We start from the raw sequence: 23,440 nt of genomic DNA, 5'->3' as shown, positions 1-23,440 counted from the left end.
TGCTTATTTAGATTAAAATAAGCAAATGTTGTTTATAAAACTATCTAGCTAATCAACCAAACGATTTTTAATCGCGTAGTGTGTTAACTCAGCGTTATGGCGCAAATTCAATTTTTCAAGCATACGAGTACGATACATACTGATTGTTTTTACAGATAAAGCCAGTTTCTCAGCAATTTCACCTACAGAAAAACCTGAGGCTATCAATGTCATGGTTTGAAATTCACGATCTGAAAGGCTTTCATGTGGTGCTTTTTCAGTTTCCATACCGACTTGATTAGCCAATATCTCCCCAACTTCTGGTGAAATATATTTTTTGCCTTTAGCAACAATACGAATAGCATTCACCAATTCTGACGAGGCCGTTTGCTTACACACATAACCCGCAGCACCAGACTTTAAAGCACGTACTGCATATTGATCTTCTTTATACATCGATAACATCAACACTGCTATGTGATGATTAACATGCTTAATATACTTTAATGCATCCATGCCACTGCGGTCTGGCATCGCAATGTCCATCAAAATAACATCTGCGCCAGGCATACAACCTAGCTTGATTGCTTCAGCCGCATTCTCCGCTTCTGAAATTACCTCAATATCATCTGTTTCAGCCAAAATCTGCCTAAGACCTGCTCTTAAAATGGCATGATCATCTGCAATAATTACTTTGATTTTGTTACTTTTTGTCATGCTGATATCCGAACAAATATTAAGGTGGTGATGACAGGCTTTAGCTCTAAACAAGCTTTAAGTCGCCTATGTAATTACATACAAGCAAACTGTGTGCCAGCCAATAATTATGGGAATTTGAACTGAAATTGCAGATTGATGACTGAATAATTTAAGCTGTTATAAACTTTAAAACAGAACTTATAAGCTTAAAATACAGCAATTACTCAAGCTTATTTGAAGCAAACTACTCAACGATATTGCACAACACTTAGTGCCACAAAGACCTTGCAGTTATTTGCCAAACTTAAAGATTATGCAAACTTATTTGAAAGTCAGCGACTAAACTTAAAGGTAATGTATTTTAAAGTGCTAAGCTGGTGGGAGGAAGAGCTGTCGAAATCTGAACGAAATTTCAACAAAGTGACGAAATTTATCATCAGTGTGACGGAATTTGAACTTATATAAATTGTTGTACTAATTTTTTGGATAAAATTTTGGGATATTTTTCAACTACTCAACTGGTAACTTAATCGTAATTACCGTACCTTGTTTATTGGACTGCTGCACGGCAAATGTTCCGTTCAAGGCAGTCACGCGCTCACGCATACCACGCAATCCAAATGAGTTGGATTTCAAGGTGTCGCTAGATTTAATACCCACGCCGTTATCACCAATCGTCAAAATGATGTCGTGCGCAAAGGCGCTCAAATCAACACTCACATGGCTGGCGTTGGCGTGTTTTGCAATATTAGACATTGACTCCTGAAAAATTCTAAATAAGGTGATGCCTTGGTCTGTGGAAACAGGGATTTCTGCCTGATTACAAGTAAATTTACATGTAATACCTAATTGTTTTTCAAACTCCTTGGCTTGCCATTCCAGCGCGGCAACAATACCTAAATCTAAAACATTTGGCCTTAAATCACTAGAGATTCTATGTACCGCTTCAAAAGTACTATCTAATATAGACTCTAAACCTTGTGCTTGCTCAATAGTAACGTCCTGACCCTTGGCGAGTTTGTTAATAATTGAAGACAATCCCATTTTAATAGCCGTTAGATTACCACCCAGGTCATCATGAATCTCACGCGCGATGGCGCTCCGCTCTTGCTCTTTAATTTTGTGTATATGCGCGGTTAACTCAACAAGCTCACGTCGCGATTTTTCAATTTCATGTTTAGCATTTTTGCTTTGCGTGATATTGGTCATGATACCTTCCCATTGCACCACGCCATTGCTCAATACTCTAGGCACAGCGCGCAAATCAAGCCATTTATTATCTTGCCAACCATCAATCCAAACTTTACCCTCCCAATTCATTAAACTAAGATTGGTGGTTGATTGCTCAAGCCGTTTACGAAGCGCGCCACGATCTCTCGCGTTCATCATGGAATATAGCAAACTGGAGTCTTCTTTTAAATCTTCCGCATTTAAGCCTAGTAAGGCTTTGCAGCCATCAGTAAGATGGATGAATTTCATTTCACCATTACTATCCAGCTGAAATTGAAAAACCAACCCTGGTGTATTAGCAACCATAGTTTGCGAGCGGGTTTCATTTTCACTTAGAGTTTTCTTAGTGCCTGACTCTCCATCACGCTGACCAGTAGCAGTTTCAGTAGCATCATTTTTAATGATTAATATAAATACTCTCTTTGCCGACTCTAACACCATGAGTCGCAATTTGTTATGCTTGATATTGCCGATAATAGGCGTCTGCTCTTGCAACAACTCCACGAAATACGAGTGGTGACGGTGGCTTTCCGCGTGACTTTTTAATGTTTTTTCACTGACGCCTAATAGGCTTTCTAGGCTATGTTCTTTCAATCCTTCTAAATCGTAACCTGTATCTTTTATTACACCCTCACTCACATAAACGAGCTGCATAGAAGATACATTAAGAACGTACACCTCATCTGTCACTCCCAATAAAAGAGCATCTAACAGTAAAGAGGTATCTGGCAATTGAGACAAATTAGCTACCTTTTATTAAGTGTGAATCTACAATTTAAAAACATTATCAACTAACACTCATCGTAATTCAAATTTAGAATTATGTACAAAATTATTAAATAAAAATTTAACACCGGTCAAGCCTCAACTCAGCGGTCTAATTCATCTTCTTCTAACTCGACTTAAAGATAAATTCAATTAGCATGCGTGAGGCCGCTAATTTTTTCTAGCCATTTCTAAATCAACTTCAGTCATCACACGATTTTTACCAGATTTTTTAGCAAGATACATCGCTTGGTCAGCTCTATTCAAAACGGCAGCTTGCTCTTCAGTTTTCCGAAACAAGGCAACACCTGCACTAAAAGTGATTAACAATCTCTCGTTATTACCTAAAAAGAACTGTTTGGTGAGCGCACGCTGCAGTCTTGATATAGTCTCAATAGCCGCATCAATACTAGTATCTGGCAATAATATGACGAACTCTTCTCCACCAAATCTCGCTGCAATATCAGTTGGTCGTAAGGTTTCTTGTATCACTTTGGCTAAGTGCTGCAAGGCGGTATCGCCTACGTGGTGCCCATAGTTATCATTAAAATGTTTAAAGTTATCAATATCTAGCAATGCCACGCACAGTGAGCTAGCGCCACGTTGCGCACGTGATATTTCCCTCAGCATCGCCTCGTCTAAACCACGGCGATTAAGCACGCCAGTCAACTGATCTATCGACACTTTTTCACTTAGTTGAGATAATTCAGCTTGCAACTGCTGTATTTTCTGCTGCGCGACCTCAACCTCTGCAGTCTGCTGCATCATAGAGTCACGAGAGCGCACAATATCGGTTTGCATCGTATGCGTATCTTTCATTAAACCTTCCAACAAGATATTAATTTGCGCGATGTCCTCAGTTTCAGCTAATTTATCAGCATACTGCCCTACTTTATTTTGATAGGTATCGGTCGAGTTAGTCATATGGCTTAGGCGGTCAACAAAAGTAGCAATCATACTTTTGAATGCATTTTTAGCATCGGCTAAGCTATGCTTAAGCATGCCCTGTTTGAAAATGACTTCTTTCAGGCTTCTCTCTGCATCGACTATTAGCGCTCTATCTAGCGTACCGGAGATGATAGTTTGCACAGAAGTCACCTGCCCGCGAACCCATTGATCATCTGCGACTAACTCACCAATGTTATCAATCAACAATTTAAGCAAACTCAATAAATCCTGCTTAATGCCCTCTTCATTCGCGCCAATTAACTCCACTCTTACTAACAGCGATCTAAATTGCTTAACAACCGCCTGCCAATCCTTTAACTTACGCGCCTTTTCAGACAACGCAAATATCTGTTGGGCCTCTTCCTTTAATTCTGGATAGCCATCTAATCTAGGTATCAAACCGTGATTGAGTGATTGTTTTAACATGTCTTGCAATGCGCGAAATGTTTCTTGGAACTGATCTGGTTCATAGCCAGGATTTATGGTTTCTGGTAATTTCAAACTTGACGTATTTAATGCTGGAGCGACTAAAACTTGGTTTTCCAAAGTCGAGTCACTTAAATCTGCATCACCCAAATTAAGCAACTTTCCTTCAGTTTGTTCGATAACTTCAATCGCTTTAGAAGCGGTTGTATCTGAAACGCCATAAGTTTTCCAATTATTGGCGAGTGCTTGCAATTTTTGCGCTAAAAGTGGGTCGCTACCAAAGTTAATCAGTACTTTTTCTAGTGCTTCTTTTTTCCTTGTAACATCCAGCCCCACTTGCTTAGCATCCCAATTTTGGATGAGCTCGCGAATCGCATCCGGCCACTGTTTGGCTAGCACAACATTCGCATCCATACTATCGTTCAATAACGTAGGCAAGTCAGCCCAGTTTTCCTGCTTTAATAATTTATCCCAGCGGTTAATCCATTTACTTTGCTCTGTTGTTTCATTAGGCAGTTGTTTAAGTGCTTTTCTAATGGCTGATTCAGCAGTTTCTTTGACTGTAATCCCTGCTATCTCATTATAGATAAGCAAATAGTTATCTGGCGAAGGGACAACGCGCCGCAATGCCATTTGTTTAAAAGTTTCACGCGCTATATCTAGCGGTACGAGTGCAGGCTTGCTTGATTTACTTGGGTTAGACATGGCTTAATTAATTAAAAAACTTCCTTCTAAATAAATTGAATGAAAGTCAATTGATTACAGTCCCAAAATGATATATATAGCATTTTCCCACTTATGAAAAAAATCAAAGGCAAATTCAAGAATGCTTTTATCTGTCTATTTTGGAAAAATATTCTCCTAAGCTTTGCGGTTTATGCGTCAAAGTATTGTAAAATTGCATTTGGCGGGCCTCCCCGCATTGTGAAGTAGCCAATCTGGTCAGGTGCGGAAGCAAGCAGCCACAACTATTAAGCAAGTGCCGGGGTAAGGGCTCGCCTCTTTATTTTTGGGCAACCTAGATTTTTGGCCAACCTAATTGTTGCTATATGTGAATTACATTGCGTAATCTAAATTTTCAGCTAAAGTTGAGCCTATGTCTTATCAAGTCTTAGCCCGTAAATGGCGTCCGAAATCATTTGAAACCTTAGTCGGGCAAGACCACGTAGTTCGTGCGCTTACCAACGCGCTTGAACAAAATCGTTTACATCACGCCTATTTATTTACTGGCACACGCGGCGTCGGTAAAACGACAGTTGCGCGTATCTTAGCTAAATCACTCAATTGTGAAAAAGGCATTACGGCTAAACCTTGCGGTGTTTGTGATGCATGTACAGAGATTGATAGAGGCCGCTTTGTAGACTTGATAGAAGTAGATGCTGCCAGCAATACGCAAGTGGATGCGATGCGCGATCTGCTTGATAACGCTCAATATGCACCCACGTCTGGTCGATTCAAAGTCTACATCATCGATGAAGTACATATGTTATCCAAAAGTGCGTTTAATGCCATGCTGAAGACGCTAGAAGAACCCCCTGCACACGTTAAATTCATTCTTGCGACTACTGACCCGCAAAAAGTACCGGTCACGGTGCTATCGCGCTGCTTGCAGTTTAATTTACGTCAAATGGCAGGCACTTCGATTATTGAGCATTTGCAGAATATTCTTGGGCAAGAAAACATCCCTTTTGAGCCAACTGCACTTCATCTCATCGCACGTGCCGCAGCAGGCAGTATGCGCGATGCCTTGTCACTGACCGATCAAGCGATTGCTTATGGTGGACAAACAGTCAACGAATCTGAAGTGCGCGCCATGTTAGGTGCGATTGATCAAAGCTATTTGTACCAACTCATTAATGCACTACTAGCCAACGATGGTGCCAGTATTATTGCGCAAGCTAAGTCTATGGAAGAACGTAGCTTATCATTTGAAGTGGCTTTGAATGATCTAGCGCAACTACTACATCAAATTGCAGTCGCCCAAACCGTTCCAGATAGCATTGCAGATGACTTACCTGAACGTCATCTCTTATTAGATTTAGCACAACGTATATCACCAGAAACCTTACAGCTATATTATCAAATCGCTTTACTAGGCCGTCGTGATATTAGCTTAGCACCCGATGAATTTGCTGGCTTCACCATGAGCTTGTTGCGCATGCTAGCTTTTACACCAAGTGAAACTGATCTAAAAAAAACGCTGAACAAAACACCAGCCATCGCTAATGCAAATTTAGTAAGTGCAAATACCGTCAATATAAATGCAGCTACCACTGAAGTAAAAACTGTAACTCTGCCAACTGAGACTGCTACAGAACATCAAGTTGCGCAGAGTGCTGAGCCGACTCGCAGTCAACTGAATATTCCAGCCAGCCAGCCAGCCGCTGAATCTAGCGATGAGAATGCAGAGACGCAAAGTTTTGAAAATATCACTCACACCCCATTCAATGGTAATTGGCGCGGCTTATTAGACCAGCTAAAACTTGGCTTAGCACGTAACTTAGCGCTCAACAGCGCCTTACTCAGTTATGATGAAAATACCATGCGTTTTGCCGTGCAAGATAAGGACAAAGGCTTACTCAGCCCCATGTATCAGGACAAATTAAGCGCGGCTTTACAGCAACATTTCGGCAGAAAAATACGCCTAGAATTTAGCGTAGAAGGCAGTGTGAATACGCCAGCAAAAGAAGTAGCTCAAGAGAAAGCTGTGGCTCAAGCTGGCGCTGAAAGTTCAATTGAACAAGATGGGTTTGTGCAGGCTTTAATCAATGAGTTCGGGGCAACCATCATCCAAAACTCAATTAAACCAATCTAAAAACTATTAATTTAAAACTATAAATTTTATTAGCAATATAAACTAACTTAAGGAGATCAAAATGATGAAAGGTGGCATGGGCAATTTAATGAAGCAGGCCCAGCAAATGCAAGCAAATATGCAAAAGGCACAAGAAGAGTTAGCTAATGTAGACGTTGAAGGCGTGGCTGCGAACGGTTTAGTTAAAGTACTAATGACCTGTAAAAACGAAGTGAAACGCGTGACTTTGGATGATAGCGTGATGGATGACAAAGAAACTTTGGAAGATTTGCTCGTGATCGCTCTAAAAGATGCAACAGCTAAAGCAGAAGCGACTTCATCAGCACGTATGGCAAACTATATGCCTGCAGGCATGAAATTGCCGTTCTAATATTAATGCCTGTACTCGCCACACTTATTAGCTATTAATGAAAAATCCTCCAGCGCTTGAACAGTTGATTGATAGCTTACGCTGTTTACCAGGTGTCGGGCCAAAGTCTGCACAGCGCATGGCGTACTATCTCTTACAACGCGATAGAAACGGTGCCAGCGCCCTATCGGCGGCCTTAGAAACCGCCTTAGAGGTCGTTGATCATTGCAAGTTGTGTAACACTTTTAGCGAGCAACCCATTTGCCCGCTATGTGCTGCCGATAATCGCGATAGAAACTTGCTGTGCGTGGTAGAAATGCCTACTGACTTGTTAATGCTGGAAAATACACACGCCTATACTGGCATGTACTTTGTGTTAATGGGCAGATTATCGCCGCTGGATGGCATAGGTCCCAAAGAAATTCATTTAGACAAACTCATTAAACGTGCGCAAGACGGGTTAGTGAACGAGGTAATTCTTGCCACCAATTACACAGTGGAGGGCGAAGCCACTGCACATTACATCAGCGAACTACTTAAAACGCGCGGAATCAAAACCAGTCGCATCGCACGCGGCATGCCTATGGGTGGTGAAATTGAGTATGTAGATAGCGGCACGCTTGCACAGGCGATGATGGAGCGTCGCAATGTTATTTAGTGCGACTCCAAATAAACGCTAGTCTAAATGGCTTAGTAAATCTTTCGGTTCTTTAATGACGATGTCGGCATTCCACTCAAGCGGCTTATCCGTTTCAGCAATGTAGCCGAACAATGCCACTACTGTTTTCATGCCTGCCGCCTTACCCGCTTGCACATCACGTTCAGCATCACCTACATAGATACAATCACTTGCCTGTGTTGCTGTTTCTTCACACGCCATCAATAAAGTGTATGGCGCTGGTTTAGGCTGCGACGCATCATCGCCGCAAACCAAGCAGGCTGAACGTTCATATAAGCTTTTACTGCCCATATTGACGGCTTTAGTTAAATCTACAGAAAATCGACGAGGTTTATTGGTAACGACACCCCATTTAACACCTCTTGCGTCCAACTCATCAAGCAACTCTGCAATACCTGGCAACAATATCGGTTTACTCGTAAAGACTGTTTCGTATAAATCCAAATACTCGGTCTTTTTTGCTTCAAAATCATCATCTGCTGGTGTGATACCGAAGCCTACTGCCAATAACCCACGTGACCCATGTGAAGCTACAGGCCAAATAACATCATGGGCAAGTGCAGGCTTACCATAACGTGCCAACTGTATATTTAAGGCCAAACCTAAGTCATGGGCGGTATCTACTAAGGTACCGTCTAAATCGAATAGAACTGTCTTCATGCTGCTGATTTAATTGTATGCAACATGTAATTGATTGAAACATCATCACCTAAACTGTAGTGCTTCGTGATTGGGTTGTAGCTCATGCCACGCATGGCAGTGACATTCAAATCTGCCTGCCTAGCCCAACTAGACAACTCTGAAGGCTTAATAAATTTAGCATAATCATGTGTACCTTTAGGCAACAAGTTCAACAAGTATTCCGCACCAATCACCGCAAATAAATAAGCTTTAGGATTGCGATTAATGGTTGAGAAAAATACCGAGCCTCCTGGTTTTACTAGTCGTGCGCAGGCTGCAACAATTGATGCTGGATCAGGGACATGCTCCAGCATTTCCATACAAGTCACCACGTCAAAACTGGCAGGCTGTTGCGCCGCTAGTTGTTCTACGGCAATGTATTGATAATCAACTTTTGCACCACTTTCTAACTGATGCAATTTTGCAACACTGAGCGCCTTCTCACCTAAATCTATACCGACAACTTCGGCATCTTTAAAATACATAGATTCAGACAAAATTCCACCACCACAACCTACATCAAGTACGCGCTTGCCTCTCAGGCTAGCTAATTCATCAATCCAAGCAAGGCGCAATGGATTAAGCTCATGCAACGGTTTGAACTCACTATTTTTATCCCACCACTTGTGTGCAAGTTCACCAAATTTTTGCAATTCCAAATGATCTGCATTGATTGGCTTTTCTGTATTCGTTGCTGGAGTCGACTCTATATTCATCTCTAGCTTATCCCTATATTCATATTAGTTTAATCGGCAAACTTGCATATTAATGTTTATGCTGTTGTAGCTTTGGTTGCCATGTATTAATGATTTCTTTTAATTCTAATGGTTCAATATTGGCATAAAGACCGTTGCTATAGCGCAGCTCACCGGCAACCCAAGTGTGGCTCACGTGCTCGCGACCGCAGGTATATACCAAATGTGAAATGGGGTCATAGCATGGATTTATAATAGACTCATTCAATTTCACCGCAGTTAAATCTGCAAGTTTACCTATTTCTATCGAACCAATTTTATCTTCCAAGCCCATTGCTTTAGCGGCATTGATGGTTGCCATTTCTAAAGCCTGATGCGCTGGAATAACTGTTGCATCTTCGCTAATCCCTTTTGCCAACAGCGCACTTAAACGCATTTCAGCAAATATATCTATTCGATTATTACTTGCGGCACCATCCGACCCTAGCCCAACATTGACACCTTTAGCTAACAACTTCGATATTGGTGCTATGCCGCTAGCAAGCTTCAAATTAGAGCTTGGGCAATGCGCAATATGACAACCAAATTCAGCCAACATATCTATCTCACTATCTAACAAATGCACACCATGTGCCGCTAGAAAGTTAGGGCCTAACAAACCTAATTGCGCCAAGCGCTGTAATGGCCTTAAGCCAAACTGTGTTTGAGATTGCGCAATTTCATCACGCGTTTCATGCAAATGCGTGTGTATGCCTAGCCCCAATTGCTCGGCATAGGTTAATACAGTTTCAAAAGTTTGATTCGAAACTGTGTAAGGTGCGTGTGGAGCGATGCAAGTTGAAATCAATGGATTGCCGCGCCAACTATCGTGCGCATCAAAACCCTTTTGTAAGTAATCAGCAGCATCCGTCGCATACGCTGTTGGAAACTCTAAAACCACCAAGCCTAGATTTGCCCGTATACCTGCTTGGCTTGCCGCAATAGACGTCGCTTGTGGATAAAAGTACATATCGTTAAAACAAGTAATGCCACCACTTAACATTTCAGCGCAAGCCAATAATGTCGCATCTTGCACGTACCGCTCAGACAATACCGTCTGCTCAGCAGGCCAAATATGCTTATTCAGCCAAGTCATCAGTGGTAAATCATCAGCTACACCACGCATCAAACTCATTGCAGCATGTGTATGTAGATTGATTAAGCCTGGAATGAGCACATGTTCTGTTAACTGAACAATCTCATTTGCCTGATAAAGTTCTGAAGCTGAAGATATTGGACAAATATCAATAATCTTTCCAGATTGAATCACCACGGATTGATATTCTAAAAGTGCATTCTCGGGTACGACTGGACATAACCAACGTGCCTCGATGATTAACTCGACTTGTTTTTTCATCTACATATTATAACTATTTAAAATATAAGTTTTGAACCTAATCTAAAAGAATAGCCAATAAAAAAACCCCGCAGTTGCGGGGTTTTTGTTAAATCTAATAAAACTTAGTTACAGCCAACTTCTTTTGAAGCTTCGCCTGTAATTACAACACGACGGTTAGGTGCTAGGCAAGAGATTAATTTCTTACCTGTAACACCTTTACATGCTTCAACTGGCTCTGACTCACCTTTACCAACAGAAGTAATGATTGAGGCATCGATACCTTGAGAAACTAGGTATTCTTTAACGATGCCAGCACGTTTTTCTGAAAGTTTTTGGTTGTATGCTGCTGAACCAATGCGGTCTGTATGACCAGTAACAATTACTGTTTTTAGTTCAGGATTAGCTTTAATTTTAGCAACAGTTTCATCTAAGATTGGTTTAGCACCATCTTGTAATTTAGCCTTATCAAAGCCGAATAATTTTTCTGCACTAACTGTAACAGTTTCAAGATTTGGTTTACATGCTACTGGAGCAGGAGCAGGTGCCGGTTCAACCGCAGGTGCTGGTGCTGGAGTAGGTTCAACAACTGCTGCTGGAGCTGGCTCTGCTGCTGCAATTACTGGCATAGGTGCTGGAGCACCAAAACGGAAGATACCGCCAAGATTTAATAGTGTATTAGCAACTGTATTTGTATCGTTAGCTGCACCTACTGCAGTTCTACCAACTGGAGCACGACTCCACTGCTCACGCAAATCAGCTTGTAAACCAAAACTATCATTAACTAAGTATTGTGCACCAAGACCAACATTACCTAACCATGATGTCTTGCTATCATCCCCTGCTACACCTGCATATGAGTAATCAACCTTATTACGCGCTGCACCTAAACCAGCTAGTAAAAAAGGACGGAAGTTACTACGGCTAAACATATAAAGAGCATCTAGACCCAAAGTTGTTTGTTTGTAACGACCAGATGCGCCGGTAATACCAGTGTCTTGAGTTGCTCTGTTATAACCCAAACCTCCTTGAATATCCCAACTCTCACTTAACTCTTTACCTAGTTTTAAAAATACACCAGGGCCATTGTTAGCATTTAAATCGCTATCTGTGTTCATGTAGCTTACGCCTGGAACAGCATACCAAGCACCGCGGTACATGTCTTCTGCTGATACAGCAAATGCTGCAAGGCCTAGTGTTGCTGCAACTGCAAGATTAATAAGATTTTTTTTCATTCGTCTTTACTCCTAATTAAAATACTTCTTTGGTCTATCAAAATCTAAGATTTCATTAAGCTCGATATTACGCACCACTCACGTTTAGCGCAATCATAAATAGTTATAAATCAACGTTATTCAAATATTTTAGTTGTTTTTTTACAACAAATTTACACTATTTTACGAACTGCTTTTATTTTAGTTGCATCGAGCGCCAAGTTACGTTGATTATCTTCACAAACACCACCTCTAAAACCGACATAGCTAGGATTTAGCTCTTTAATTAACGTTACGTGTTGTAGCTTTAAAGAGCCAGCCAAACCTAATTGTAAATCATTCCCAAGTACTGTTTTTGCAAATGCTATTCTTTGTTCCTGTGAGTAATAATCAAGCAAAGTAAGTCCATTTTTTTTTGCAGTATCCAACATAATGCCCATAAATCCTGCATTTTTAATAGCTGCAATCAAGCCCTGTGGGTAAGTGGTTTCTGCAAAAAATACCGCTATAAGCTTTGTACCAGCCTGCACAACTGACTTAAGTGCATCCAAGCTTGGCTGGTAATCATCCGTTTGGAAAAACCCAATTTTAATGATAGCTACACCTGTAGCTGCTAACTTATTAACGTGTGCTAACAATAACTCTGGCTGCATAGGTAAATCACCTATAGTTGCACTGGTAAGTTTAGTCTCTGCATTTTTTGTGTTTTTTACATAAGCAACAATCGCTTGAATTGTTTCTATAGGTAAAGCGCCTAAAGCGCCCATACTTGGCTCTTTTAAATCAATAATATCAGCGCCATTTTCTAAGGCAATTTGCGCTTCTTCTATTGTGGTCACGCTGATCAATAGCTGCGTTGTTTTTAATTGCGCTGTATTAGCGCTAGTAGCCATTGGGGCAGTTATTGGCGCATTCATGCGAAGTTCTCACCGGCTTGTTGTGCATAAAAATTTTCTACTTTTTCAGTGAGCCAAGTCCATGCTTGTAATTCACGCTCACCGGCTGTTTTATCAATAGCAATTTGCAAGTATTGCATTTCCGATAGCACTTTCTCTTTAGCTAACATATTCAAGCGGCTTGCGAGTACGGCGAGCTCAATCACTGCAGCTTGAGCTCGATTAAAGCCCATAAACGACTGATGCTGGACTTCATGTATTACTTCTAAAAATAGCTGTGGGCGCAAAGCATCTTCATTAATTTTGACCAACTTTAATTCTTTATGAGTCAAGGTCTCTGCCAGCCTATAACCCGTTATTTTTTCGGCAGGAGTCAATGACCATGCTTGTCGTCCAGCTAAAGCCCCAGCAAACACACGCACATCATCGGTTAAATTCATCACCGCTTGTTGAGTTGCAAGAATATTCTCCAACGTGGCTGATGGCTTGTAAGGTGAAATGACAACTAAGCCATCTTGCATTTGTATGCCAAATGGCGTGACATGAACGTCGCCTTGGCTATTTACTGTGCTGATAATGGTTTCAAATATCATGTTATTTAAGCCTTCTTGCTAGCCTCTTTGCGTTCTTTAATTGAAGCTTCGCGATGCGCAGTTTTGTTAGTTTGTTCTTGCGGCTTGGTGTTTACGCCCCACTCGAGTTCTTGATCTTGCACATAGCGCTTTTTGAGTTGCCATGCAATCTGCGCTCGCGCCAGCTCCACACCTAAATAAAATGCATGTGATGCATCATTATCTACCTTCAAATGCTGATACAACGCGAAAGGGTCGGTGCTTTCATGTATACCATCCCGATTATAAACATGCATGCCGCTTTCAGTGACCTGTATGCGAAAGCTCGGGTCTTTAATCATAGCAGCGATTTCTTTGACCTCATCCGCACTATAAGTAAATGGACGCCTATCATGCAAACCTAACAAGCCATTACTGTAGCCACGCGGCAGCCTGTCATCATTTTTTGCCGCATGCATTATGCGCCTAGCGATATCGGCTTCTGCAACGGCATTGACTGCATGCGCACTTACAGAAGTGGCTAATACCGCATTAATATTCAACTCACTAATCATGCCAAACAACAGTGCGTTAATACCTGTCGTATCGGCATCTGTGAGTTCTGTCAGATTCCCAATCCCCATCATCATTTGAATATCAGGGTATTTCTTACGCAACTTTTGGTAGCGTACTATTGAGTTGGTTAATCCAAAATGAATCGGATCTAAAATTGCGTCAGCAATAAATGGTTTACCAGCTTTTAAACAAGCCTCAATTGCCCTATATAGTGAAAGCAAACTATGCGGTTTGGCTGGAATTAAAATAGGCGTAGAAGCCACTTCATTAGCAACCCATAATGTATTTTCTGTGAGGCTGAGCAAAAAGTCTGCGCCAGCATGTCCTGCAGTAAGTAGATCATCAGTATGAAGCGAATCCACGCTAACTTTAAAATCTAAAGCTTTAAGCGCTTTTACGGTATCTGCTAGGTGTAGGAATGGCACTGCTGGCAGACAACCCAAATCAATCACATTTGCGCCTTGCGACTGGTACTGCTGCGCTTTCTTAATAATTTCGTCTACGCTTAAAAAGGGCGCGTCCACTATTTCTGCAAAAATCTGCACGTCGTATCGGCTCAAATCAGGCGTCACACCCGCGTGACCAAAATACTGTGGCAAATCTTTTAAATCGTTAGGGCCTCGTTCAACAGGCACGCCATATTGCGCCTCTAATTGGCTAATATCGCCTAAACATAAGCCTGGTAAAATTACTTTATCCGCATCACCTGTTTCCTTAAGTCTGCGAGCAATTAATTCGGGGGTCATCAGCGCGGCGACTGAAACACCAATTTGCTGAATGCGATATTTGAATGGTGGAGTTTTAGGGTTGCTTTGAACTTCAGCTAGTATTTTATGCAGGCTTTTTTCAGCCAATTTACCTGTTAGAAACAGTAAATTTTCTGCGGGCTTTTTATCTTTAGTTGCGGATTTCATTTAAGCGCACATGAATTGCATGTGTAAGCGCAGCAATATCAGCAACCACTTGCGTTGCTTCAAAATCAGCGAGTTTTGCCACGTTTTCTAAATCAATTTTACGCGGATAAACTTTAACAACATTGTCACGCGGCGCTTCTGACTCTAGTTCTGGCGCGGTATCACAAGCAAATACAATGCTAGCAACACGCGTTTTACCAGCCTGTGCGAATAAATTAGTGACTAAAGAATCTGAAAAGCCATAGGCCATTTTAGCAATAGTATTGGAAGTAGCAGGTGCAATCACCAAAGTGTGATACTTACCTTCATAAAACAGCTCAACAGGTACGCTGCTTGCTGTTTTATCTTGATACACTCTATGGCCAGTCGCGTCTAACTGCACTTGAAAGCCGTATTGTTTAATGATTTCAGAAGCCGCTTTGCTTAGGAAAATATCAACATTTTCCAGCGTAGCAAGAACCGCTAAAGATTCGCGCAAATAATGGCCTGAACCTGTAATAGCCCATGCTAAGCGCTGCGTTTCTGAATTTACCATTGCTTGAGTAAACTACAATTAAGCGAACGGATGCTCAATCACAATAGTTTCATCACGCTCTGGGCCTGTAGAAACAATCGCAACTGGCACGCCACATAAGGCTTCAAGACGTTTTAAGTAGTTTTGCGCATTCTTCGGCAATCCATCCCAAGTTTTTACGCCAAAGGTATTCTCTGACCAACCTGGCACGGTTTCGTAAATTGGTTTGCAACCAGCAACGTCATCAGCACCGATTGGAAGTAAATCAATTTTCTTGCCATCCAACTCGTAACCTGTACAAATATTCAGTTCTTTAATGCCATCCAATACGTCTAACTTAGTAATACACAAGCCTGTTAGACCGTTAATCATGGCTGAACGGCGTAAGGCCGCAGCATCAAACCAACCACAGCGACGTTTGCGTTTAGTCACAGTACCGATTTCTTGGCCCTTTACTGACATTTGTGTGCCTGGTGCACCTTCAGTATCGATATCTAACTCACTTGGGAAAGGACCGCCACCTACGCGAGTGGTGTAAGCTTTAGTGATACCTAGAACATAATGCAACATATTGGCACCAACACCCGTACCCGCTGAAGCTTGGCCTGCGATACAGTTGCTTGAAGTCACATATGGGTAAGTGCCGTGGTCAATATCGAGCAAGGTGCCTTGTGCACCTTCAAACAATAAGTTTTCACCACGTGCATTCGCTGCATAAAGTTCAGCAGAAATATCGCTAATCATCGGTTTCAAAGCAATCGCATGCTGCATACTTGCATCATATTGCTGATTAAAATCAACGGCCTTTGCACCTAAGTAATTAGTCAGGACAAAGTTGTGATAATCCATCACCTCTTTTAGTTTTTCTGAAAAACGTTCTGGGTAGAATAGGTCATAAACACGTAAAGCGCGACGTGCTACTTTATCTTCATAAGTTGGGCCAATGCCTTTACCTGTGGTGCCGATTTTTTTATCTGCGCTACGTTTAGCTTCGCGCGCAACATCAACTGCTACATGATGACTTAAAATCAACGGACAGCCAGAGCTGACTTTTAAGCGGCTTTTCACTTCCAAGCCATCTTTTTCAAGGGCAGCAATTTCACCTAACAAATGTCCTGCATCTAACACGACACCATTACCAATATAGCAATTAATACCAGAACGCACGATGCCTGAAGGCACCAAATTAAGCTTGTAAACGCGTTGCGCATCGCCCTGACCTACTACCAATGTATGCCCAGCATTGTGACCGCCTTGAAAGCGCACCACACCTTGAGCATGGTCAGTCAGCCAATCAACGATTTTGCCTTTACCTTCATCACCCCATTGTGTGCCGATAACGACTACGTTTTTAGCGACATTCTTTGCTGCTGTATTTACCATGATATTTACTTTTTTACTTAGGTTTAGTTATAGGTTCGGGTGGGTTTAACCCGTCATTTGTCGTGTAATTCTGTTAAGTCGGGTTGAAACCCGACCTACGTATTAATCTACTATTTATCGACGGCAACTACATGCCAGCCAGAATTGTAATGCACAAGCTTTCTATCGCAATTCAATTCATCAAGATTTGACTCAAATCCTGATAACTCTTGAACCACTATTTGCCCATCGGCTCTCAAGCTATCAATTTTAACAGATAAACTGGCATCATCATTAGCTGGTGCAAATATTGCCATCATTGGCTTGGCTGGTTGCAAAGCGGTTACTACGCCGCGTAAATCCAAGCTAAATCCAGTGGCTGGGCGTGCGCGACCAAATGCTTGTCCGACCTCATCATAGCGCCCACCCAGCGCCAATGGGCCTTTGTAGCCTTGTGCGTAAGCGGCAAACACGATACCGCTGTGATAGTGATAACCACGCAACTCGCTTAAATCGAAACTTACCGTAACGTCTAAATCTTCTAAAGCCGTGCTTACTTGGCTTAAGCTTGTTAAAGCCTCTTGTACCGCTGGCATCACGGGTAATACTTTAGACGCTTTAACCAGTATAGATTTATCGCCATTTAACTCGGTTAAATGCAACAAAGCCTCGCGAGTGGTTTTATCTAAATGTTGTGAGAGTGCGGCAACGCTAGATTGATCTTTACTTTGCAAAGCAGCATATAGTTCTTGCTCTAACTGCGGTGCTACTTGACTAGCTTCAATCAAACTACCAAAGATATTTACATGGCTAAAATCCATGTGCAATTGATCAATGCCGATGGCTTGCAAGGCTTTAATAAGTAATCGTTGAATTTCAATATCGCTGGCAACACCTGCATGACCATATAACTCGGCACCCAACTGCAGCGGTTCGCGCGTCTGCGCTAGGCCATCTGGCTTGGTGCGCAACACGCTGCCGGCATAACACAAGCGGGTAATACCTTGATGATTCAATAAGTGCGCATCAATACGTGCCGCTTGTGGCGTCATATCAGCTCGCACGCCCATCAATCGACCGGTGAGTTGATCAACCACTTTAAAAGTGGCTAAATCTAAATCATGACCCACCCCTGTAATTAACGACTCCATATACTCCAACATTGGTGGAATCACATATTGATAGCCATGCACTTTGAACAAATCTAACAAAGTACGACGCAATGTCTCAATTCGAGCAGCTTCGGCAGGTAAAACATCTTCAATATATTCTGGGAGTAACCAATTACGCATTTTTTATCATCACTTTTTTATTACTGTAGCTACTTAAAATATAGCCACTTAAATTTCATTACTTAAATGACTAAATCAGCCGTTATTTACTTAGCAAAAACAATACTAATCCGCCAATCACTGACATTAACCCAACAAAACGTAACTGACCATCTTTGAGCTCTATCATACGTTTAAAAGTATCGCGCCAAGCTTGTGGCAACAATAATGGCAATAGGCCTTCTAATATCAACATTAGACCTAATGCCATTAATAGTGTACTTCCCATTTAGAGGTCTTTATTTCTTAGCAGGACTACGCATGTATTTGAAGAAGTCTGAACCTGGATCTAACACCATCACGTCACTCTTATTTTTAAAGCTGTTTTTATAAGCTTCTGTACTGCGGTAAAACGCATAGAACTCTGGATTCTTACCATAAGCTTGATTATAAATCGCAGCTGCGGAAGCGTCACCTTCACCTTTAGTTTTTTGCGCATCACGATATGCTTCTGCAATAATCACTTCACTCTGCTTGTCAGCATCAGCACGGATTTTTTCAGATGCCGCTGAACCTTCAGAGCGCAACTGATTGGCAATACGTTTACGCTCTGCAATCATACGGTCGAAAACTGATTTACTAATATCTTCAGAATAATCCACGCGTTTCAAGCGCACATCGACGACTTCAATACCCATTTGGCGGGCTTCTAAGTCTGCACTTTTACGTAAGCTATCCATCACTGCGTTACGCTCACCGGCAATCACGTCATGCACAGTGCGCTTACCAAACTCAGCACGCAAACCTGCATTTACAACGTTTGAAAGACGATTTTCAGCAGCAGATTCGCCACCTTCTTTGATTGAAACATAGTATTTTGCAGGATCAATAATGCGCCATTTTACAAACGAATCAACCAACATGTACTTATTTTCGCTGGTATTAAATTTAGCTGGCTCTTCCCAATCTAAAGTCACAATACGATTATCAAATGTCTTTAAATCATCGATAAACGGAATTTTAAAGAACAGTCCTGGCTGTTTTTTCACATCTACAATTTCACCAAGGCGCTTCACAACCACAAACTCAGTTTGAGTTACCATATAAGCAGAAGAGGCTAAGAATACGATGCCCACTAAAGCTAAAACTAAAATACTTGTTATATTTTTCATTATTTTTCGCCTATCTACTTTCTCTATCACGACTGCGGAAAGCATCACGCGAGCGATCCACTGATGGATCTGCCACTGGTGCCGCTGGCGTGTTCAGAGACTGCAATGATTGGGACTGTTGCGGTGCCGCAGCAGCATTAGAATTCATCAATTTATCTAATGGCAAGTACAACATACTGCCAGCTTTTTGATCAACCACCACTTTGCTCACGCTAGATAAAATCTGCTCTTGCGCATCTAAGTACAGGCGTTGGCGTGTGACATCTGGCGCATTATTGTATTGCGCTAAAATCTGCTCAAAACGGCTAGCATTACCACGTGCCTCGCTTTCAATCTTGAGTTTGTAACCCGCCGCTTCAGCCAATAGTCTTGAAGCTTTACCTCGTGATTTAGGTATCACGTCATTTGCATAGGCTTGACCCTCATTCACCTGGCGTTGATTGTCTTGGTTAGCTCTATTCACGTCTTCAAACGCTTCTTGCACTTGCTCAGGTGGTTGCGCACTTTGTAGAGAGACGCTGATAATGTGCACGCCTGTTTTATAACTATCTAATATCGTCTGCATACGTTGGGAAGTATCAGCCAAGCCTTTTTGCAATAAATCATCCAACTTATTTTTACCAACCACTTCACGAATCGCCGACTCGGCAGCCGACATCACAGCATCATCTGTGGCACGATTGTTAAACAAATAATACTTTGCATTATTAAGGTTATATTGCACGGCAAATTGCAAATCAATAATGTTCTCATCTTCGGTCAACATTAGAGCTTCACGCGGTTGTTTTGTTTTGCCACCACCGCCTTCACCCGTAGTTCTATAACCCACTTCTAAACGGCGTACTTGCTCCATATTGACTACAGTCACTTTTTCAATTGGATACGGTAAATGCCAACGCGGACCAGGTTCAGTGGTGTCATCGGTCATTTTACCAAAGCGCTGTACAACACCTTTAGAACCAGAGTCAACCATGTAGAAACCCGTTGCCAACCAGATTAACAATATGACAGCGAGGATTGGAAGGATAGGAAGGCTAATGTTTCCACCATTAGAGCTAGCAGGCTGATTACCACTACCTTTGCCGAACATATTATTAATCTTGCGGCTTAAATCGCGCATGACTTGATCCAAATCTGGCGGACCTTCATTATTTCGCTGAGCCCATCCGGGAAATTTAATCATTTAAAACTCCAAAGAAACTTAATCGTACAAATATATTTAAAGCTGAAAATTTCAGACTATTCACGACATTACAAGTTGCACTCAACTCAACACCGTTAAACTTAAGACTAAGCATAAACACTCTCTTCAGTGCTGAGTTTCTGCAAATACTGACTGTGTTCCGCCATGGCTAGTCTTAACAAATCCATTCCTTCACCTGTGCTAGCCGATGCGTGTATGGATGTGATTCTACCATATTCATCTCGGCTGATAGAGGGCGGCAGACCGACTCTATCTATTTGGTTGTGCACTAAAATCTGCGGTACATTAGCTGCACCGATTTCTAACAGCACTTTATTGACTTGTGCAATTTGCTCATCGCGATTGGTGCTTGCAGTATCGACGATATGCAGTAACAAATCTGCCTGCGCGGCTTCTTCCAAAGTTGCGCCAAAGGCTTCAACCAAAGCATGCGGTAAATGTTTAATAAACCCAACTGTGTCTGAAAGCACGACAGAGCCTGCATCTGCAATATAAATCTTGTGCGTTGTTGTATCGAGCGTTGCAAATAACTGGTCAGCTACGTAAATATCAGCCTTGGTTAGGCGATTAAAAACTGTAGATTTACCCGCGTTGGTATAGCCCACTAGCGAAACAGTCATGACATTAGAACGCTTACGCGCTCTACGTTGCATGCCGCGTTGCGCCTTGAGTTTAATGAGCTTTTCACGTAATTGCTTAACGCGTACACGCAACATACGGCGATCTAGCTCTAACTGTGTTTCACCTGGACCGCCACGTACACCAATACCACCTTTTTGACGCTCTAAATGCGTCCAGCCTCTGACTAATCGCGTAGATAAATGTTCTAGCTGTGCCAATTCAACTTGAAGCTTACCTTCATGGCTCTGCGCACGTTGGCTGAATATATCGAGAATTAAACCCGTTCTATCCACCACACGAGCTTTCAGCAAACGCTCTAAATTGCGCTGTTGTGAGGGAGATAAATCATGATTGAATACTGCGATATTAGATTCACTAGCTTGCATCATCTGCGCTAATTCATCAGCCTTACCACTTCCGATAAAGAGCTTGGCATCTGGTGTGGCACGTTTACCTTCAATTGTGCCGCGTATGGACAAGCCTGCGCTAATGCTGAGTTGACGAAGTTCATTTAAGCTTTCTTCGTAATCATTATCGCCAAAATCAACACTCACCATAATGGCAGCATCGCCACCACTTGGCCTTTCAAACATATCTTTCAACGGTTAATTTACCAGTCCTGTTTAAGCTTCATCTTCTGGCAAACTAACATTGACCATGCGCGCTGGCACGATAGTTGAAATCGCGTGCTTATAGACCATTTGAGTCACAGTATTTTTTAGCAAAATCACATATTGATCGAACGAATCAACCTGACCTTGTAATTTGATGCCATTGACGAGATAGATGGATACAGCGACGTGTTCTTTACGTAAGGCGTTAAGAAATGGGTCTTGTAACATTTGCCCTTTTTGAATCATGATGTCTCCTATTGCTTGGAGTTAAATAAATATTACGTAGCACCAGCTACATTACTGATGTTACTCTTGTTGAGATTTAGAACAATATAATTCGTTCTATTTTTTATCAAAATATCACAAAATTCTAAAGCACTTAGCCAATATGAGGTGATAGGCTAAAATTTCAATAGCCATCACCAATATTCATATGAAATTAAAATGCTATTTAAGTGCTGAGTTAACTCTAGCTAACACTTCATCTTTACCTAACAGCGCCATCACTTGATCGATACTTGGTGATTGTGCAATGCCAGTGAGCATCACTCGTAAGGGCATCGCTACTTTAGGAAATTTAAGTGAATTACTAGTAACAGCGGCTTCAATCTGATGATGGATTGCCTCTGCTTGCCAATCAATACTACGCAGGGATTGAACCAAAGCAGCTAAAACAGGTTTAATTTCGGCCGTTAAATGCTTTTCAGCAGAAGCTTCATCAATGATAGGATTTTGATAAAAATAAGCGATGCTAGCGGCTAGTTCATTCAAAGTGTTCGCGCGCTCTTTGTACAAATCAATTACGGCTGGTAAAGCTGGCTGCTCACTTATCGCTACACCAAGTTTGGCTAATCGTTTAGTAATGTCTTTAACCAAATATGCGTTATCAGCTTGCTTGATGTAATGGGCGTTCAGCCAATTGAGCTTTTCAGTATTGAATTGCGCGGCAGATGGCGTGATGTGGTCTAAATCGAACCATTCTGCAAACTGTTGTTTACTGAATACCTCTTCGTCACCATGGCTCCAGCCTAATCGCGCCAAGTAATTAATCACCGCTTCTGGCAAATAACCGTCATCATCATATTGCATCACGCTCACAGCACCGTGGCGCTTAGAAAGCTTTTGCCCATCATTACCTAAAATCATAGATAAATGTGCATATTGTGGAATAACGATTTTTGCATCTAACTCGGCCAGCGCTTTAAGCATATTGATTTGGCGTGGCGTATTATTCACATGATCATCACCACGAATCACCTGTGTAATACCCATGTCGCTATCATCAACCACCACGCAGAAATTGTAAGTAGGTGTACCGTCAGCACGAGCAATAATCAAATCATCAAGTTCAGCATTGGCAATTTCAATGCGGCCCTTCACCATATCATCCCAAGCCACTACCCCATCTACCGGATTTTTAAAGCGAATAGCAGGTGCAACACCTGCTGGCGGCATAGGTAAAACTTTCCCAGCTTCTGGGCGCCATTTGCCGTCATATCTAGGCTTTTGTTTATTAGCCATTTGCTGCTCGCGCAAAGCGTCAAGCTCTTCACGGCTAGAATAACAATAATAGGCGCTTCCAGCATCCAACATGGTTTGAATCACTTCTTTATAGCGATCCATACGCTGCATTTGGTAAAAAGGACCTTCGTCATAATCCAGTCCTAACCACTGCATACCATCTAATATTGCTTGCACCGCTTCCGGCGTGCTACGCGCCACATCGGTATCTTCAATACGCAGAATAAAATCTCCACCATGCTTTTTTGCAAAAGCCCAAGAGAATAAAGCGGTACGAGCACCACCAATGTGCAGAAAACCAGTAGGGCTAGGAGCAAAACGAGTACGAACAGTCATATTTAACAGTAGTTTACATTAACAATAAAACGG

At 41.9% G+C, this 23,440-nt stretch carries 22 protein-coding genes and 1 other RNA gene; 4 read left to right on the top strand and 19 right to left on the bottom strand.

Translation table 11 applies throughout. From position 1 onward, the window contains the following. Window positions 1-48: 48 nt before the first annotated feature. The 3 genes from PSU72_RS04555 to PSU72_RS04545 form a co-directional block, all read right to left on the bottom strand. Window positions 49-696, bottom strand: a complete 648-nt coding sequence (locus PSU72_RS04555; RefSeq protein ID WP_300431097.1) for a response regulator transcription factor — start codon at window positions 694-696, stop codon at window positions 49-51. A 492-nt stretch (window positions 697-1,188) separates the two neighbouring features. Continuing rightward, the gene (locus PSU72_RS04550; RefSeq protein ID WP_300431095.1) at window positions 1,189-2,649 is read right to left on the bottom strand and encodes a sensor histidine kinase; all 1,461 of its coding nucleotides are present in this window, start codon (window positions 2,647-2,649) and stop codon (window positions 1,189-1,191) included. Between the two features lie 195 nt (window positions 2,650-2,844). Continuing rightward, the gene (locus tag PSU72_RS04545; protein WP_300431093.1) at window positions 2,845-4,752 is read right to left on the bottom strand and encodes a GGDEF domain-containing protein; all 1,908 of its coding nucleotides are present in this window, start codon (window positions 4,750-4,752) and stop codon (window positions 2,845-2,847) included. A gap of 201 nt (window positions 4,753-4,953) precedes the next feature. On the opposite strand from PSU72_RS04545, the gene ffs reads away from it, so the two are divergent. The 4 genes from ffs to recR all read left to right on the top strand — a co-directional run bounded on the left by ffs (window position 4,954) and on the right by recR (window position 7,869). Beyond that, window positions 4,954-5,050, top strand: an RNA gene (gene ffs, locus PSU72_RS04540) — signal recognition particle sRNA small type. Between the two features lie 93 nt (window positions 5,051-5,143). Further along, window positions 5,144-6,862 (top strand): DNA polymerase III subunit gamma/tau, encoded by a 1,719-nt coding sequence (dnaX, locus tag PSU72_RS04535; RefSeq protein ID WP_300431091.1) that lies wholly within the window; start codon window positions 5,144-5,146, stop codon window positions 6,860-6,862. A gap of 61 nt (window positions 6,863-6,923) precedes the next feature. Beyond that, window positions 6,924-7,232 (top strand): YbaB/EbfC family nucleoid-associated protein, encoded by a 309-nt coding sequence (locus PSU72_RS04530; protein WP_300387564.1) that lies wholly within the window; start codon window positions 6,924-6,926, stop codon window positions 7,230-7,232. Between the two features lie 37 nt (window positions 7,233-7,269). Further along, window positions 7,270-7,869 carry a recombination mediator RecR gene (gene recR, locus PSU72_RS04525; protein WP_300431089.1) on the top strand — a complete coding sequence of 200 codons (600 nt, stop codon included), beginning with the start codon at window positions 7,270-7,272 and terminating at the stop codon, window positions 7,867-7,869. Window positions 7,870-7,887: 18 nt separating this feature from the next. Here recR and PSU72_RS04520 read toward each other — a convergent pair whose 3' ends face one another. The 16 genes from PSU72_RS04520 to gltX form a co-directional block, all read right to left on the bottom strand. Continuing rightward, on the bottom strand, window positions 7,888-8,550 hold the full coding sequence (locus tag PSU72_RS04520; protein WP_300431087.1) for an HAD family hydrolase: 663 nt from the start codon (window positions 8,548-8,550) through the stop codon (window positions 7,888-7,890). Beyond that, on the bottom strand, window positions 8,547-9,287 hold the full coding sequence (ubiG, locus tag PSU72_RS04515) for a bifunctional 2-polyprenyl-6-hydroxyphenol methylase/3-demethylubiquinol 3-O-methyltransferase UbiG (RefSeq protein WP_300431084.1): 741 nt from the start codon (window positions 9,285-9,287) through the stop codon (window positions 8,547-8,549). The genes PSU72_RS04520 and ubiG overlap by 4 nt, the downstream gene beginning before the upstream one ends. 49 nt (window positions 9,288-9,336) lie before the next feature. Beyond that, entirely contained in the window at window positions 9,337-10,662 is a 1,326-nt protein-coding gene (locus tag PSU72_RS04510) for a TRZ/ATZ family hydrolase (RefSeq protein ID WP_300431082.1), read from the bottom strand. 104 nt (window positions 10,663-10,766) lie between these two features. Next, window positions 10,767-11,876 (bottom strand): OmpA family protein, encoded by a 1,110-nt coding sequence (locus PSU72_RS04505; protein ID WP_300431080.1) that lies wholly within the window; start codon window positions 11,874-11,876, stop codon window positions 10,767-10,769. Window positions 11,877-12,028: 152 nt separating this feature from the next. Then, window positions 12,029-12,772, bottom strand: coding sequence for a (5-formylfuran-3-yl)methyl phosphate synthase (locus PSU72_RS04500; protein ID WP_300431078.1), 744 nt, complete (start codon window positions 12,770-12,772; stop codon window positions 12,029-12,031). Continuing rightward, entirely contained in the window at window positions 12,769-13,344 is a 576-nt protein-coding gene (locus PSU72_RS04495; protein ID WP_300431076.1) for a DUF447 domain-containing protein, read from the bottom strand. Before PSU72_RS04495 ends, PSU72_RS04500 begins: the two co-directional genes overlap by 4 nt. Window positions 13,345-13,349: 5 nt before the next feature. Beyond that, window positions 13,350-14,792, bottom strand: a complete 1,443-nt coding sequence (locus PSU72_RS04490; RefSeq protein WP_300431074.1) for a DUF6513 domain-containing protein — start codon at window positions 14,790-14,792, stop codon at window positions 13,350-13,352. Next, window positions 14,776-15,327: a flavoprotein gene (locus PSU72_RS04485; protein WP_300431072.1), complete on the bottom strand. Its 552-nt coding sequence runs from the start codon at window positions 15,325-15,327 to the stop codon at window positions 14,776-14,778. Before PSU72_RS04485 ends, PSU72_RS04490 begins: the two co-directional genes overlap by 17 nt. 18 nt (window positions 15,328-15,345) lie before the next feature. Next, window positions 15,346-16,689 (bottom strand): adenylosuccinate synthase, encoded by a 1,344-nt coding sequence (locus PSU72_RS04480; protein WP_300431070.1) that lies wholly within the window; start codon window positions 16,687-16,689, stop codon window positions 15,346-15,348. Window positions 16,690-16,799: 110 nt separating this feature from the next. Continuing rightward, window positions 16,800-17,960: an ATP phosphoribosyltransferase regulatory subunit gene (locus PSU72_RS04475; RefSeq protein ID WP_300431069.1), complete on the bottom strand. Its 1,161-nt coding sequence runs from the start codon at window positions 17,958-17,960 to the stop codon at window positions 16,800-16,802. Between the two features lie 82 nt (window positions 17,961-18,042). After that, a complete protein-coding gene (locus PSU72_RS04470) occupies window positions 18,043-18,228 on the bottom strand; it encodes a DUF2065 domain-containing protein (RefSeq protein ID WP_300431067.1) in 186 nt (61 codons plus the stop codon). Between the two features lie 10 nt (window positions 18,229-18,238). After that, window positions 18,239-19,111: a protease modulator HflC gene (hflC, locus tag PSU72_RS04465; protein ID WP_300431065.1), complete on the bottom strand. Its 873-nt coding sequence runs from the start codon at window positions 19,109-19,111 to the stop codon at window positions 18,239-18,241. Window positions 19,112-19,121: 10 nt separating this feature from the next. Next, complete coding sequence (gene hflK / locus PSU72_RS04460) at window positions 19,122-20,294, bottom strand: FtsH protease activity modulator HflK (RefSeq protein WP_300431063.1); 1,173 nt, start codon at window positions 20,292-20,294, stop codon at window positions 19,122-19,124. A 107-nt stretch (window positions 20,295-20,401) separates the two neighbouring features. Further along, the gene (gene hflX, locus PSU72_RS04455) at window positions 20,402-21,529 is read right to left on the bottom strand and encodes a GTPase HflX (RefSeq protein ID WP_300431061.1); all 1,128 of its coding nucleotides are present in this window, start codon (window positions 21,527-21,529) and stop codon (window positions 20,402-20,404) included. 30 nt (window positions 21,530-21,559) lie between these two features. Further along, window positions 21,560-21,796, bottom strand: coding sequence for an RNA chaperone Hfq (gene hfq / locus PSU72_RS04450; protein ID WP_013147643.1), 237 nt, complete (start codon window positions 21,794-21,796; stop codon window positions 21,560-21,562). A 201-nt stretch (window positions 21,797-21,997) separates the two neighbouring features. After that, window positions 21,998-23,407 (bottom strand): glutamate--tRNA ligase, encoded by a 1,410-nt coding sequence (gene gltX / locus PSU72_RS04445; RefSeq protein ID WP_300431059.1) that lies wholly within the window; start codon window positions 23,405-23,407, stop codon window positions 21,998-22,000. Between the last annotated feature and the right edge of the window lie 33 nt (window positions 23,408-23,440).

Origin of the sequence: Methylotenera sp., assembly GCF_029945535.1 — a bacterium.
Taxonomy (GTDB): domain Bacteria; phylum Pseudomonadota; class Gammaproteobacteria; order Burkholderiales; family Methylophilaceae; genus Methylotenera.
This window is presented reverse-complemented; position numbering and strand designations above follow the sequence as displayed.

Excerpts from the sequence above, each read along its gene's own strand:
- PSU72_RS04555 (WP_300431097.1), bottom strand. The coding sequence starts at position 696 with ATGACAAAAAGTAACAAAATCAAAGTAATTATTGCAGATGATCATGCC.
- PSU72_RS04545 (WP_300431093.1), bottom strand. The coding sequence starts at position 4,752 with ATGTCTAACCCAAGTAAATCAAGCAAGCCTGCACTCGTACCGCTAGAT.
- dnaX (WP_300431091.1), top strand. The coding sequence starts at position 5,144 with ATGTCTTATCAAGTCTTAGCCCGTAAATGGCGTCCGAAATCATTTGAA.
- PSU72_RS04530 (WP_300387564.1), top strand. The coding sequence starts at position 6,924 with ATGATGAAAGGTGGCATGGGCAATTTAATGAAGCAGGCCCAGCAAATG.
- recR (WP_300431089.1), top strand. The coding sequence starts at position 7,270 with ATGAAAAATCCTCCAGCGCTTGAACAGTTGATTGATAGCTTACGCTGT.
- PSU72_RS04520 (WP_300431087.1), bottom strand. The coding sequence starts at position 8,550 with ATGAAGACAGTTCTATTCGATTTAGACGGTACCTTAGTAGATACCGCC.
- ubiG (WP_300431084.1), bottom strand. The coding sequence starts at position 9,287 with ATGAATATAGAGTCGACTCCAGCAACGAATACAGAAAAGCCAATCAAT.
- PSU72_RS04510 (WP_300431082.1), bottom strand. The coding sequence starts at position 10,662 with ATGAAAAAACAAGTCGAGTTAATCATCGAGGCACGTTGGTTATGTCCA.
- PSU72_RS04505 (WP_300431080.1), bottom strand. The coding sequence starts at position 11,876 with ATGAAAAAAAATCTTATTAATCTTGCAGTTGCAGCAACACTAGGCCTT.
- PSU72_RS04500 (WP_300431078.1), bottom strand. The coding sequence starts at position 12,772 with ATGAATGCGCCAATAACTGCCCCAATGGCTACTAGCGCTAATACAGCG.
- PSU72_RS04495 (WP_300431076.1), bottom strand. The coding sequence starts at position 13,344 with ATGATATTTGAAACCATTATCAGCACAGTAAATAGCCAAGGCGACGTT.
- PSU72_RS04490 (WP_300431074.1), bottom strand. The coding sequence starts at position 14,792 with ATGAAATCCGCAACTAAAGATAAAAAGCCCGCAGAAAATTTACTGTTT.
- PSU72_RS04485 (WP_300431072.1), bottom strand. The coding sequence starts at position 15,327 with ATGGTAAATTCAGAAACGCAGCGCTTAGCATGGGCTATTACAGGTTCA.
- PSU72_RS04480 (WP_300431070.1), bottom strand. The coding sequence starts at position 16,689 with ATGGTAAATACAGCAGCAAAGAATGTCGCTAAAAACGTAGTCGTTATC.
- PSU72_RS04475 (WP_300431069.1), bottom strand. The coding sequence starts at position 17,960 with ATGCGTAATTGGTTACTCCCAGAATATATTGAAGATGTTTTACCTGCC.
- PSU72_RS04470 (WP_300431067.1), bottom strand. The coding sequence starts at position 18,228 with ATGGGAAGTACACTATTAATGGCATTAGGTCTAATGTTGATATTAGAA.
- hflC (WP_300431065.1), bottom strand. The coding sequence starts at position 19,111 with ATGAAAAATATAACAAGTATTTTAGTTTTAGCTTTAGTGGGCATCGTA.
- hflK (WP_300431063.1), bottom strand. The coding sequence starts at position 20,294 with ATGATTAAATTTCCCGGATGGGCTCAGCGAAATAATGAAGGTCCGCCA.
- hflX (WP_300431061.1), bottom strand. The coding sequence starts at position 21,529 with ATGTTTGAAAGGCCAAGTGGTGGCGATGCTGCCATTATGGTGAGTGTT.
- hfq (WP_013147643.1), bottom strand. The coding sequence starts at position 21,796 with ATGATTCAAAAAGGGCAAATGTTACAAGACCCATTTCTTAACGCCTTA.
- gltX (WP_300431059.1), bottom strand. The coding sequence starts at position 23,407 with ATGACTGTTCGTACTCGTTTTGCTCCTAGCCCTACTGGTTTTCTGCAC.